This is a genomic window from Stieleria bergensis, from assembly GCA_007745635.1.
In the GTDB taxonomy this organism is placed as follows: domain Bacteria; phylum Planctomycetota; class Planctomycetia; order Pirellulales; family Pirellulaceae; genus Stieleria; species Stieleria bergensis.
Map to the genome: position 1 here is coordinate 4,039,077 of CP036272.1, position 12,523 is coordinate 4,051,599.

General features: G+C 54.0%; 13 protein-coding genes and 1 pseudogene. 7 read left to right on the top strand and 7 right to left on the bottom strand.

Annotation, left to right across the window (positions count from 1 at the left end; all coding sequences use genetic code 11):
* Positions 1-641, bottom strand: a 641-nt coding sequence (locus SV7mr_RS14060) for a transposase family protein (protein WP_473163639.1), incomplete at its 3' end; no start/stop codon positions are given.
* Positions 642-894: 253 nt separating this feature from the next.
* On the opposite strand from SV7mr_RS14060, the gene SV7mr_RS14065 reads away from it, so the two are divergent.
* Positions 895-1,128, top strand: coding sequence for a hypothetical protein (locus SV7mr_RS14065; protein WP_145273244.1), 234 nt, complete (start codon positions 895-897; stop codon positions 1,126-1,128).
* A 236-nt stretch (positions 1,129-1,364) separates the two neighbouring features.
* Here SV7mr_RS14065 and SV7mr_RS14070 read toward each other — a convergent pair whose 3' ends face one another.
* The gene (locus SV7mr_RS14070) at positions 1,365-1,976 is read right to left on the bottom strand and encodes a PEP-CTERM sorting domain-containing protein (RefSeq protein ID WP_419187381.1); all 612 of its coding nucleotides are present in this window, start codon (positions 1,974-1,976) and stop codon (positions 1,365-1,367) included.
* 138 nt (positions 1,977-2,114) lie between these two features.
* Entirely contained in the window at positions 2,115-2,330 is a 216-nt protein-coding gene (locus SV7mr_RS14075; protein ID WP_145273250.1) for an SEL1-like repeat protein, read from the bottom strand.
* 43 nt (positions 2,331-2,373) lie between these two features.
* Between SV7mr_RS14075 and SV7mr_RS14080 the strand changes: the two genes are divergently transcribed.
* From SV7mr_RS14080 to SV7mr_RS14105, 6 genes and pseudogenes are all read left to right on the top strand, one after another.
* On the top strand, positions 2,374-2,658 hold the full coding sequence (locus tag SV7mr_RS14080) for a hypothetical protein (RefSeq protein WP_145273252.1): 285 nt from the start codon (positions 2,374-2,376) through the stop codon (positions 2,656-2,658).
* Between the two features lie 1,056 nt (positions 2,659-3,714).
* Positions 3,715-3,927, top strand: a complete 213-nt coding sequence (locus tag SV7mr_RS14085) for a hypothetical protein (RefSeq protein WP_145273256.1) — start codon at positions 3,715-3,717, stop codon at positions 3,925-3,927.
* On the top strand, positions 3,924-4,415 hold the full coding sequence (locus SV7mr_RS14090) for a DUF2924 domain-containing protein (RefSeq protein ID WP_145273260.1): 492 nt from the start codon (positions 3,924-3,926) through the stop codon (positions 4,413-4,415). The genes SV7mr_RS14085 and SV7mr_RS14090 overlap by 4 nt, the downstream gene beginning before the upstream one ends.
* Complete coding sequence (locus tag SV7mr_RS14095; protein WP_145273263.1) at positions 4,412-5,986, top strand: recombinase family protein; 1,575 nt, start codon at positions 4,412-4,414, stop codon at positions 5,984-5,986. The genes SV7mr_RS14090 and SV7mr_RS14095 overlap by 4 nt, the downstream gene beginning before the upstream one ends.
* Complete coding sequence (locus SV7mr_RS14100) at positions 5,983-6,414, top strand: hypothetical protein (protein WP_419187382.1); 432 nt, start codon at positions 5,983-5,985, stop codon at positions 6,412-6,414. Before SV7mr_RS14095 ends, SV7mr_RS14100 begins: the two co-directional genes overlap by 4 nt.
* A gap of 218 nt (positions 6,415-6,632) precedes the next feature.
* Positions 6,633-7,720 (top strand): annotated as a pseudogene (locus tag SV7mr_RS14105) (IS3 family transposase); the annotation flags it as partial.
* 154 nt (positions 7,721-7,874) lie between these two features.
* On the opposite strand, the gene SV7mr_RS14110 reads toward SV7mr_RS14105, so the two are convergent.
* Genes SV7mr_RS14110 through SV7mr_RS14125 form a run of 4 tightly spaced genes read right to left on the bottom strand, consistent with a single transcriptional unit; the run spans position 7,875 to position 12,482 of the window.
* Positions 7,875-8,459, bottom strand: a complete 585-nt coding sequence (locus SV7mr_RS14110; RefSeq protein ID WP_145273266.1) for a histidine phosphatase family protein — start codon at positions 8,457-8,459, stop codon at positions 7,875-7,877.
* On the bottom strand, positions 8,456-10,837 hold the full coding sequence (locus tag SV7mr_RS14115; protein ID WP_145273269.1) for a phosphoketolase family protein: 2,382 nt from the start codon (positions 10,835-10,837) through the stop codon (positions 8,456-8,458). The genes SV7mr_RS14110 and SV7mr_RS14115 overlap by 4 nt, the downstream gene beginning before the upstream one ends.
* A 2-nt stretch (positions 10,838-10,839) precedes the next feature.
* The gene (locus SV7mr_RS14120; RefSeq protein WP_419187383.1) at positions 10,840-12,126 is read right to left on the bottom strand and encodes an acetate/propionate family kinase; all 1,287 of its coding nucleotides are present in this window, start codon (positions 12,124-12,126) and stop codon (positions 10,840-10,842) included.
* Positions 12,123-12,482 carry a SpoIIAA family protein gene (locus SV7mr_RS14125; RefSeq protein WP_145273272.1) on the bottom strand — a complete coding sequence of 120 codons (360 nt, stop codon included), beginning with the start codon at positions 12,480-12,482 and terminating at the stop codon, positions 12,123-12,125. Before SV7mr_RS14125 ends, SV7mr_RS14120 begins: the two co-directional genes overlap by 4 nt.
* Positions 12,483-12,523 lie beyond the last annotated feature (41 nt).

Genomic DNA, 12,523 nt, shown 5'->3' on the forward strand with positions numbered 1-12,523 from the left:
CCCGCAAAGGCGACGCGGCGGGTTTTAAGCTCCATGACAAAAAGAAGATAGAATGTTGTTAGGCCGCCCTTGGTCCATACTTCCACAGTGGTGAAGTCGATTGATGCCATTACGTCCCAGTGCGCCTTCAGAAAAGTCTCCCACGATGCTGTGCGTTTTCGGTCCGGTGCCGGCTCAATGCCGTGAGATTTGAGGATGTTTCCAATGGTGGAGTCGCAGATGTGGTAACCGACGTTCGATAACGCACCGCTGATACGGTCGTAGCCCCACGTCGGATGCTCTTTCGCGAACTTGACGGTCAAATCAACGATCACTTGGCGGACCCTTGGTCGACCAGATTTCTTCTCTTTGCGGTGGGAGTAGTCCCACTTATTGGCGACCAATTGTCGATGCCATCGAAGGATTGTGTCCGGCGTGAACACGGTCCCAAACTGCTCGAGTTGTTTGCGACCGAGGATATTGCCTTTGACTGCCAAACGACGTCGCTGGTCATCGGTTAGCAAGATACGCTTCTTGCCGAGCTTCTCTTTGAGAACGGCATTCTCGGTGCGAAGGTACTCAATGACTTCTTGTTGTTGTCGATTGACCCAACTGGCAAGAATGATCAGCATCAACTGCCACGGCTGCAGAATGAATTTCATCGGCGTCTCGGTGGTTCGGAAAACCCGAGATGCTCATTGGTGCGAAACGAAATGTAAACCTGCGTGGGCAAGCGTGAAAGCAATCGGAGCTTGCCTGCGTTCCGGTTAGAACGATCGCAGAAACATTACCGCCGTCGACAGCACGTCGGTTCGGCTGAGATGTAGGCCTGACAAACGTTTGGAAGTCGCCTTTTTGCAGTGTTTAGTGCTCGGCTGAGTTTTTTGACCCCACGCGAATCAGCGACCGGCTTATGTGCGTGAGCCACCGTTGCGAGGAGCTGCGACTAATCCGCCACCCTTACATATTTTCAACACCGGCAACTACAAGGCGGACGGAAACACCGGTAAAGAGTTTTTCATTGCAGCCAAGCTGTATAGCGAAGGCCCGGCAACCGTCAAGGCAACCGATGCCGGCGGCCTGGTCGAATCAGATTTACTGATGCCCTACCAAGGCGGAGGCAAATTCGAGCTTCGTGCAACGAGGTAAGTCGGTGAATCCGGGCTTTGCGCATCCAGTGCCTCACGCTCTCTGCTGGGCGGTAACACGCTGGTTAATAGACAACCGCGTGGACTGACGGTGGAATTGCGAGTGGCTAAGAAAACCAGACAGCGATTCGTCTCACGTGTGACCAGGCTTGACGAGCAAGGTTCGATCTATCATGCAAGTGATCGAGAGTTACGTGAGACGATGGAAGTGTGCCACGGGTGGCCTTGGTGAGTTTGCTAAGCAACTGATCCTTGACGACGACGTCGACGGCTACCTGCAAAGCCTACGATTCCCAGTAAGCCCATCGCGATAGCGCTGCTGGGCTCGGGAACGGTGCTAGCTTTTGCCCAATCACCGATGTACGTCCCGTTAGTGGCGAAGGTTGTTGCATTATCCTCAAAGGCATAGATTTTCCCAGAGCTTGGACCATTCAAGAGATTATTATAACTCGTTGCATCCAGAGTTATTGTCGTGGTGCCCACGAAAGCTTGCTGGCCAGAGGTAATGCTAGTGCTAACGCTATCGCTAAAACTTGATTCGTATAGATTGAGCGAGTAAACGCCGCTGTCTAACAACCCCGAAGTTTCGACCTGGACAAACGCCCCCGTCGACTTAAAACCAAACGTATCGGACGCACCACCAAGCAATTGAGAGGCCACACTACCTGTCGCCTCTAAAACGATCCCGTTTGATGTAGGGCCCGTTACGGTGCCGATAGCTGTTTCTGTTGTAGCCGTTAGGGTGAGTTGGTTGGTGACGGATAAGTCCAATCCTATGAGGACTCCCGCATGAGCCGGATTGATCAAGGCGATTGAAAATAAGAACGTAAGAATGCTGAGGCATCTCATGCATCCACTCCTCTGGGAATACATGAAGCACAGTCAGCAATCCAACTACAACTGCAATTCATTAAAACATGATGTAAACCGCATCCCAACACGGATGCGGTGATTCGCGACGCTTCCTGTTTCGGTCGCCGCGATATATCACTTAGCGAGAGAATCGACGCAAGTGTTATTTTCGAAATAACTGTCATAAGCATTACCCGGGGTGGAGAACGATTCGATCGCGGTATCGATCAATTTTGCAGCAACCAATCCTTGTTCCTCGGCTTTGCGATCCCAAGCGACTGCTGTGCTTGTCGATTGGGGCAGGAACTCACCTTCTTCGTACAGCAGCCCAACTTTGAATTTAGCTCTCACATCGTCTTTCTCCGCCTGTTCGAATAGATTTTCGATGTGATCGTTGGCATTGCTAGATGATGCGGAATCGATGATTACGCGAAAACCAATAGTGCTTTACGAGCAAGCAGCAATTTCAATCAAAACGGCGAGCGGCGAGACGATTATTTCGATGAACCCTGGCGGCGATGGCCAAAGGCAAACAGTTTCGGTCGCACCGCAAATCTTAAATGTTTGCATTGACGCGCCTGAATGCGTCGACATGTACGTTAACAAGCAGATGATTCCGCTTGATGACTACTCAGGAGAAGAGCGGGTCGAGTTTACTATTGATCTTGCAGAGTATTAACGTTGTTTCAACCCATCACTATTTAAGCAACGAAACTCAGCCAAAGCACGCCTAGGATTCGCTCTTCCACAGTGGGAGTTCCTAGGGACAGAGCACTTTTGGAGGCATCACGGATTCTTCCAAGTGCTCCGTGTCGGCTGCTGGAGCGACCTCGCGGTGCATTGCCGGTCAGCGGGCCGGATTAGGAACTGCCCGTCGTTCCGCCTCAGCAGCATCGGTTTCCGTGTAGCCTGTGTTCCGTCTGGCCAGTAGGCGGAGCCGCACCCTGTACGAACAGTCAAAAGCGCGACATCTGGTGGGGCTGAGCCTATAACCCCGCGGTCAGGCTGACAGAGATAGCAGAGAGTTTGGTGGAAACGCAGGGCACAAGAGGTCACATCGTGTGGAAACGATGTCGCGCAGTGGTAGGAAACAGAGACGTTTCAATCCTGGAAAACTACCGTAAGTCGTTACGCAGATTGCGGATAAGTCGCACGGACTCTCTGCCGGCGCATGAAAAAACCCCACGGTCGCAATGGAATACGAACGAGGGGCCAAAGTTGTGGGCGACCAGCGGTTTTCAAACTCTTGCGGGATTCTAGCCGTTGGTCAGAACACTTGGCAGATTATGTGGTGATTTTCTTTTAGGAATTGCCCGATCACGGCGATCGGTTTGTTCGTTGCAGTTCCTGAGTGGGGTGGATGATTACTTGTTGGCTTGAATTCTACTTTGGCGCGCACTTGGGCGGAAGGACGGCATAGGTAACCGGGGAGGGAGCGTTTGGTTGCTCCCGGTTGCTTGTTGTTCTTTCAGAGGGTTGCGTGTGGGTAAGCCGGATTTGGATGTGGGTGAGCTGTCGCCAGATGAGCGGCGACGGGCCGTGGCTGAGTTGCTCGGTCGCGGCGTGGGGCGGTGGAAACGGTTTTGTCTGGAAACTGTTTCGGGAACTCTTAAAGACTCTTTGGGAAAGCCGCTTGAGCCGGGTCGGTTTCCAGGGCTCTCTGTGACGGACGCGGATTCTGAGCGGCAGATGACCGCGGACGAATCCATTCCTTCTTTCACAGAGGTACCCATTCATGAGTGATGCAAGACGCAGCGATATCGCTGCCATTCTTTCGCGTGCATTGACTCGCTGCCGGACCAAGGCAGGACAATCTGCGACGCAATGTGCGATCTACACCCGTCAGTCGAATCAAGTCGATGCCGAACCAAATTCCGATTCGCTCGACAACCATGATGTGTCGGTCGTCTCCGAAACGGAACAAGCCAACACGGAGGTGAGCCGATGACGGATGAAACTCGATTGGCGGTTGCTGCGCTTGAGGACAAGACAGTCAATGAATTGCGAACGCTCTATGAAGAAGTGTTCGATGAAGTTTGTCGCAGCCGGCACAAAAAGTATTTGGTTCGACGCATCGCTTGGCGGTTGCAAGCGTTGGACGAAGGCGGGCTGAGCAACGAAGCGAAACAGAAGGCTCGCGAGTTGGCGGCGACTTCGGATCTTCGCATGACGGCTCCTCGCGAGGAGGTTCTGGACAACGTTCGTCGGGCCACGCCAGAGGAAGACGGGTACGTCGACTGGGATCCACGTTTGCCACCGCCAGGAAGCTTTCTGGAACGGCGATACAAGGGCACGATGGTTCGCGTGCTCGTCCTGACGGACGGATTTGAATACGAGGGTAAACGGTTTCGTTCGCTGTCGAAAGTCGCTGGCGTGATCACTGGTGTCAGCTACAACGGATTTCTCTTCTTCCGGCTTGGAAGGATACAGAAATGAAGAAGCAAACGGAATCTGAACGGCGGATCATTCGGTGCGCGATCTACACCCGTAAGTCGACTGAGGAAGGTCTCGATCAAGAGTTCAATTCGCTCGACGCCCAACGTGAGGCCGGCGAGAACTTTATCGCCAGCCAATCGCAGGAGGGATGGAAGGTAATCGCGACCCGGTATGACGACGGTGGCTACTCCGGCGGTAACGTCGACCGGCCGGCGATGAAACGATTGTTGGAAGATATTTCGGCGGGCAAGATTGATTGCGTGGTCGTGTATAAGGTCGATCGACTGAGTCGTAGCTTGCTGGACTTCTCGAAGATCATGGAAACGTTCGACAACCATGGCGTGTCGTTCGTGTCGGTGACGCAACAGTTCAACACGACGCACTCGATGGGTCGGTTGACGTTGAACATCTTGCTTTCATTCGCCCAGTTTGAACGAGAGATCATTGGCGAGCGGATTCGCGACAAGATTGCGGCTCAGCGACGGCGCGGGAAATGGGCGGGCGGTATCCCGGTGCTGGGGTACGACGTTGACCGATCCGGACCAAGCCCGAAGTTGGTGGTCAACGCGGACGAGGCGGCAAAGGTGCGGCGGATATTTGGTTTGTATCTCGAGATGGAGTCGATGACCCCGGTGGTCGAAGAACTTGACCGTCGTGGCTGGTGCTTGAAGTCTTGGAAGACGATATCGGGAAAAGCGAGAGGCGGTAAACCATTTGATAAGTCGTCGCTGCATACGATGCTGACCAACCAAACCTATATTGGTCGGATCAAGCATAAGACGCAGACGTTCAAGGGTGAGCATACGCCGATCATTGACCAGAAGTTGTTCGACGATGTCGCAGCGATGATGCGGAGCCATGCTCGCGGCGGCGGCAACCACCTGGTCAACAAGTATCAAGCGTTATTAAAGGGTTTGATTTATTGCCCGGCATGCAACCACTCGATGGTCCACAACGTAGCTCGCCGCCGGTCCAAAGTGTACCGCTACTACACGTGTGTGACGGCGATCAAACGCGGGCGGAAGTACTGTCCGTCGCCCTCGCTGCCAGCGGCGGATATCGAGGCGGCCGTGGTCGACCAGATTCGCTGCATCGCGGATGATCCAGGCTTACGCCGGGATGTGTTGGAGCAGTCGAGTAAACGTTGCGAAGCGGAGTTAGCCGAGTTGAATACCCAACGAACGCAGCTCACCCAACGGTTGAATCACCAGCACGAACAGATGAAGCATGTGAGCAGCACGACGGATGCCGGGTCTGGCGATTCAGAACGATTGGCCGCGTTGCACCAAGAGGTTGCCGGAATTATCGAGTCGCTTGAAATCGTTGACGGTGAGATCAAACGCTTGACTGCCGAACAGATCGACGAGCGTGATGTGAACGCGGCCTTCTCGGACTTTGGCAACGTCTGGAATGAGCTGAACATACGCGAGAAGTCGGCGGTGCTAACGTTGCTGATCAGCCGGATCGAATTCGACGCTGACGAAAGCTCGCTTTCGATCTCGATGCACCCGGCGGGCATCAAAACCTTTTCTGCCGAAGCGACCGAACAACAACAGGAGACGAACTCATGATCACGGTCAAATGCAAGGTCAACGTGAACCTGAAGAAACCTAACAAGAAGAAGGAGGAGCCGGCCGACGATACACCGGCGAGACGGCGGGGAAAGGTTCCAAGGATTTCACGCTTGATGGCGCTCGCGATTCGGATGGACGATATGCTGCGACGTGGTGAAGCGCAGGACACAATCGAACTTGCCGAGTTGGGCAAAGTCTCGCAGCCTCGTCTCACTCAAATCCTGAGCCTTTCGCTACTCGCACCCGAAATTCAAGAAGCGTTGCTCTACCTGCCCCGCGAAATGACGGGGCGTTCCAACATTCACGAAAGGAACCTGCGTCCGATCACAAGGGAATTGTGTTGGGTCAAGCAGCGTGAAATGTGGACGATCCTGTTACAGGAATGCTGTCTGGATTCCAATAAGCTTCGCGGCACGAATTTCTAAGCGATGACCTCAGATCGTCTCATCCATCGACCACTTCCGGGTTCAACCCGTGCAAAGAATCACAGACTTGTCAACGCAAGAGCCGCTTGGATGCCGATGGGCGCGGGCGCTAGTCGTCCGCCCAGTCGAAACCGCACGACTGTCCCTGGCGTGCTCCCCAAAAACTAATCCATCTGTTATGAAGGTTTACCGGCCGAGCCGGCCAAAGGAGACTTTTTATGACTAAGAAACGCAAACGACGGAAACCCGAGCAGATCGTGAAGGCGATTCAAGAAGGCGATGCGATGATGGCGGCGGGCAAGACAGAGGCCGAGGTGTTTCAAACGCTTGAAATCAGCGTAACGACCTGGGAGCGTTGGAAGAAACTGTATGGCGGAATGAAGTCGGATGAAGCAAAACGACTTCGTGAGCTTGAAGTCGAGAATCAACGACTCAAAGAGCTTCTCGCCGAGGCCGAGCTAGACAAGAAGATCCTCAAGATGGCCGCAGAGGGAAACTTCTGAGCCCGACGCGACGACGTGAGGCTGTTGCAAAGGCTCAGAAATCCTTTGCAGTGTCAGAACGTCGGGCATGCAAAACGCTTGGCCAACCGCGGAGTACTCATCGGTACCAAGCGAAATCCAAGAGCGACGAAGAGCGATTGCTTCGCCGCATTTACGAACTGGTTCGAGAATTCCCCCGCTACGGCTACCGGATGATCACGCGGATGTTACGCCGCGAAGGATGGACAGTGAATTACAAACGAATCTATCGGCTTTGGAAACGAGAAGGTCTTCGAGTGCCACGAAGAAAGGCGAAGAAACGCAGGCTTGGAAGCGTTTCAGGAGGGATCTGCCGTCGCCGCGCCGAACGCATCAATCACGTTTGGTCGATTGACTTTATCTTTGATCGAACAATCAATGGGCGGTCAGTGAAGATCCTTTCGTTGATCGATGAGTACTCACGAGAATGCATCGCCTTGGAGGTCTCACGCCGGTTCACCGGCGATGACTTGGTTGCCCTTCTAGTGGATGTGTTTGCAATTCGAGGCATTCCGGCATTTATCCGAAGTGACAACGGACCAGAGTTCATCAGTCGCCGCGTCCGCGATTTCCTTGGACGCATTGATGTCGGCACATCGTTCATTGAACCAGGTAGCCCCTGGGAGAACGGCTATGTCGAGAGCTTCCACAGCCGGTTTCGTGACGAGTGTTTGTCCTGCGAAGCGTTCAGCACGCTTGCCGAAGCGCAACAGGTAATCGGGCAATGGAGATCGACGTACAACCATCGACGTCCCCACAGCTCGCTGAGCGGGCTTACTCCTGCGGAGTTCGCGACCCGTTGTGCCGCTTCAACTCCAGTCGCTGCGCTCCTTACGTCGAAGCGGCACAACGAATGTGATTCAGTAACCCAATCCCTACCTTCATAACCCTGGACCAAGTTTCGGGGGCATTCCATCCCCTCGACGTTCTCCCAAGCGTTCATGATAAGCTTCTGCCGTTCCATGATTCGATGGCCGGCACGTCACTGTTTTCGTGCTGGTAACACAGCACGCTCAGCGACGCGGTGTTGAGGATTAGATGCTCGCCGGTTTGAACGGGCGATCCGATCCATCTTGCCCCCAGCACTCGCCCGATGTGGCTGTGTGCGAACATGGCGACGTTGCCATCGAGTGCTATCAGACGCTCGATTAGGCGATCCACGCGTACTGAAATCTGATCAGGCATTTCGCCACCGGGGCATCCATCGCGAAAGAGATTCCAGCCCGGTCTCTGCTTGAACACGTCCGCGTGCGTATGTCCTTCGTATTCGCCGTTGTCCCACTCGATCAAATCGGGTTCTGTCTTCGCGTGTTCGCCGCAACCAGCGAGTTCGCAAGTTTGACGCGCACGTTTCAGTGGACTCGCCAATACGTGGTCGAACTCGATCGAGCGAATCCGCTCGCCAAGTTTACGTGCTTCATCTTCGCCGTTTGCGGTCAGCTGAATATCGGCGCGGCCGGTATGTTGCCCCGACTTGGACCACTCGGTCTCGCCGTGTCGCATGAGATAGAGTCGTAGGGTCATTGTTGCTCGCCCCACATCCAATCGCGAATCTCTGGCATGTCGCGACCGTGCTTGCAGATGTATTTCCGATGCTCGATCAGTTTGTCAGTGAGTTGCTGCTTGAGCACCGCACCTTTCTTGCCGGTTTGTGGCAGGCGGTCGATCGTGTCCATGACCAGGTGGAAACGGTCCAGGTCGTTCATGACCGTCATGTCGAACGGTGTTGTGATTGTTCCTTCTTCTTTGTAACCACGTACTTGAATGTTGTGATGGTTTGTGCGCCGGTACGTCAGTTGATGGATCAGCGACGGGTAGGCGTGAAACGCAAAAATCACCGGTTTGTCTTTCGTGAACAAGGCATCGAATTCCATATCGTCCAATCCATGCGGATGCTCGGATCGCGGTTGCAACTTCATCAAATCCACCACATTGACGACGCGAATCTTCAATTTTGGCAGATGTTGTCGCATAATCGACACTGCTGCGAGCGTTTCCAATGTTGGTACGTCGCCGCAACAGGCCATCACCACATCCGGCTCGCCGTGGTCATCATTGCTGGCCCAGTCCCAGGATCCGATTCCTGCGGCGCAATGCTTCTCCGCCGCTTCCATCGTCAACCATTGCGGTGCCGGATGCTTTCCGGCGATCACGACATTGACGTATTGGCGACTTCGCAGGCAGTGATCCATAACGGATAGCAAGCAATTTGCATCCGGTGGCAAGTAGACTCGAACGACAGACGCTTTCTTGTTGACAACGTGGTCGATGAAGCCTGGGTCTTGGTGAGTGAATCCGTTGTGGTCTTGTCGCCAAACGTGTGACGCCAGCAAGTAATTCAACGATGCGATTTTGTGTCGCCAGGGAAGATTGTTCGTGACCTTCAACCACTTGGCGTGCTGGTTGAACATCGAATCGACGATGTGAATGAACGCTTCGTACGAATTGAATAGTCCGTGTCGGCCGGTTAGCAAGTAACCTTCGAGCCAGCCTTGACATTGATGTTCACTGAGCATTTCCATCACGCGGCCTGCCGGTGCGAGCGACTCGTCGTTATCCACCGTGCGAGCATCCCACTGGCGATCCGTGACATCGAATACGGCTTCCAGACCGTTGGATGCGGTTTCATCCGGCCCGAAGATGCGAAAGTTCTTTTCGTCTTCGTTAAGCACGATCACGTCTCGAATGAATCGGCCGAGTTCGTGCGTGTCGCCGATTCCTTTGGTTCCCGGTTCGGGTACATGCACCGCATAGTCACGGAAATCGGGCAATTCCAAATCATGCAGCAACTTGCCGCCGTTCGCATGCGGGTTCGCTCCCATGCGTCGATCGCCCTTCGGGGCAAGTTCTTCGAGTTCTGATTTCAGCCGGCCAGTTTCATCGAACAGTTCGTCTGGCCGATAGCTTCGCAGCCAGTCTTCCAACAGTTGTAAGTGCTCGGGGTGAGTCGCAGGATCGGAAATCGGTACTTGGTGAGCATGAAACGTCCCTTCGATCTGCACGCCATCGACGACCTTCGGTCCCGTCCAACCTTTGGGCGATTTCAACACGATCATCGGCCAGCGTGGACGCGTTAAGTCTCCGTCTTCTCTCGCGTTGTGCTGGATACACTTGACCTGTTCGATCACGGAGTCCAACGTGGTTGCCATCGCTTCGTGCATTAACTCCGGATCGTCTCCTTCGACGAAATAGGGAGTCCATCCGTAACCGCGAAGTAGTTGGTCGAGTTCTTCCTTTTCGATGCGAGCCAAAACGGAGGGATTGGCGATCTTGTAACCGTTGAGGTGCAGGATTGGCAGTACCGTGCCGTCGCTGGCAGGGTTGAGGAACTTGTTGGAGTGCCATGCAGTTGCCAAAGGTCCGGTTTCCGCTTCGCCGTCCCCGACGACGCACGCGACGATCAGTTCCGGATTGTCGAACACGGCACCGAAGGAATGGCTGAGCGAATAACCCAGTTCGCCCCCTTCGTGAATCGAACCGGGGCACTCCGGCGAAGCGTGGCTGGGGATGCCACCGGGAAACGAAAATTGAAGGAACAATTTCTGAAGTCCGTCTTCGTCTTGGCTGATCTCGGGATAGATTTCGCTATACGTGCCTTCAAGGTAAGTGTTCGCGACAACCGCTGGCCCGCCGTGCCCAGGACCGGACACATAGATCATGTCGAGGTCGTACTTACTGATGATTCGATTGAGATGCGCGTAGATGAAATTCTGTCCCGGCGTGGTTCCCCAATGCCCGAGCAACATGTGTTTGATGTCGGACAGTTCCAGCGGTCGCTTGAGCAGCGGATTGTCGAAGAGATACATCTGACCGACGGACAAGTAGTTGGCCGCTCGCCAGTACGCGTCGATGTTGTGCAGAACTTCGGGAGCTAGTGTTCGTTGTTCTTGTAGCGTTGGCATGGTTAGGTTCCTTGTTTTGTAGCGGAAGTCGTCGAGACTTTCGGCGAGTGTGGATCGAAAATCTTGACAAGCTTCGCGACGGTTTCGGAGACCGATTGGGCAAGCACAACTTCTTCGTTGGTAGGTATGATTCGCACGCCGACGCGGGCAACCATCGGCGAGATCATCGGCGAATTTTCTAAGTTGCGTTTTTCGTTCAGCTCGATACCGAGATACTTGAGCCCTTCGCAAATTCGGACGCGAATCACGGGCGAGTGCTCGCCGATACCGCCAGCAAAGACGAGCGTGTCGAGGCCACCCAAGGCCGCCACATAAGCGCCGATACATTTCTTTGCTTGGTAGCAGAACAACGCGATCGCTTCTGTGGCGCGAATATCGGTTGCCTCGACTGCGAGAAGGTCGCGCATGTCCGAACTTGTTTCCGACACCCCCAGCATCCCAGATTCATGATTCACCATCTGGTCGAACTGGTCTGCTGTCATTCCTTCGTGCTGCGTCAGAAAGCGAAACAGTCCTGGGTCCAGATCGCCGGTGCGAGTACTCATCGGCAGGCCAGCCGAAGGGGTGAACCCCATGCTGGTATCAATGCACTGTCCGTCACGAACCGCTGCCATGCTTGCCCCGTTTCCAAGGTGAGCCAGGATTACGCGACCACTGACTGCCGCCGGATCACCCATCCGATTGAGTTCCTGCATCAGATATTCGTAGGACAAACCATGGAATCCATAGCGTTGGACACCCTTCGATTCGTAGCGGCGCGGGATCGGAAGCAATGTTGCCACGCGCGGCATCGTGCGGTGAAAAGCCGTGTCGAAACAGACGACTTGCGGAAGATTGGGACTGCGAGTGCGTAACGCTTCGATCAGTGCAATCTCACCAGGCAAATGGCTCGGCGCATACGGACTGATGCGGTACAGTTCGTCAATCAATTCTTGCGTGACCAACTCGGGCATGGTGTATTGCATCCCATGAACAACGCGGTGCCCAATCGCATTGACGGAATCAAGCACTTCATTGGTTTGGAGCCAGTCAACAAAGAAATCAACGGTCGAGGCGTAGTCCGTTGCGTCTATGTCGAGCGTTGTCGATTCCTCGCTGTCTTGTTCGCAAAACGTCAATCGCGTACCGCTGCCTCCGATGCGATCCACTTTTCCCGTCAGGCCACGCGAGAGCGAGTCACCAACGCGATAAACCGAAAACTTGATCGTCGAGGAACCGCCGTTGATTGTCAGAATCGTTTCACCGCTCATCGTTGCAAACCTCATCGCCGCTTGGTCAGGCGGTGTCATTCCGCAATCCATAGACGAGCTGCTTCGATGTCACTTTGATCGAAGTAGCGAATTTTGGCTGTCGTGAACGGCTTGCAGAAGATTGCCATGCCGTGCTCCCACTTCGTCTCGCCGACAATCGCCAGGCGCTCGATGTCGTTGAAGTGCTTCGCGTCAAATTTGATGTCTTGCCACATCGCACCCGCATCCCAGCCGTGAAAATCGTGCATGGAAAACAGAATGCGAATCTTGCCGCATTCTTTGATTTGGCTTTCCACCGATGGCAGAAACGATTCGTAGGCTTCTATATCAAGCTTCCCAGTGAATTGAATTTCCAAGATGTTTCCATGTTGGACTTCACTCAATTCGACAGACATAGCGGCTTCCTCTTGATTGTGATGAGTGAACTCTTTGTCAA

Bases quoted from the DNA above. Each gene is read 5' to 3' on its own strand.
- SV7mr_RS14070 (WP_419187381.1), bottom strand. From the start codon at position 1,976: ATGAGATGCCTCAGCATTCTTACGTTCTTATTTTCAATCGCCTTGATC.
- SV7mr_RS14085 (WP_145273256.1), top strand. From the start codon at position 3,715: ATGAGTGATGCAAGACGCAGCGATATCGCTGCCATTCTTTCGCGTGCA.
- SV7mr_RS14090 (WP_145273260.1), top strand. From the start codon at position 3,924: ATGACGGATGAAACTCGATTGGCGGTTGCTGCGCTTGAGGACAAGACA.
- SV7mr_RS14095 (WP_145273263.1), top strand. From the start codon at position 4,412: ATGAAGAAGCAAACGGAATCTGAACGGCGGATCATTCGGTGCGCGATC.
- SV7mr_RS14100 (WP_419187382.1), top strand. From the start codon at position 5,983: ATGATCACGGTCAAATGCAAGGTCAACGTGAACCTGAAGAAACCTAAC.
- SV7mr_RS14110 (WP_145273266.1), bottom strand. From the start codon at position 8,459: ATGACCCTACGACTCTATCTCATGCGACACGGCGAGACCGAGTGGTCC.
- SV7mr_RS14115 (WP_145273269.1), bottom strand. From the start codon at position 10,837: ATGCCAACGCTACAAGAACAACGAACACTAGCTCCCGAAGTTCTGCAC.
- SV7mr_RS14120 (WP_419187383.1), bottom strand. From the start codon at position 12,126: ATGACACCGCCTGACCAAGCGGCGATGAGGTTTGCAACGATGAGCGGT.
- SV7mr_RS14125 (WP_145273272.1), bottom strand. From the start codon at position 12,482: ATGTCTGTCGAATTGAGTGAAGTCCAACATGGAAACATCTTGGAAATT.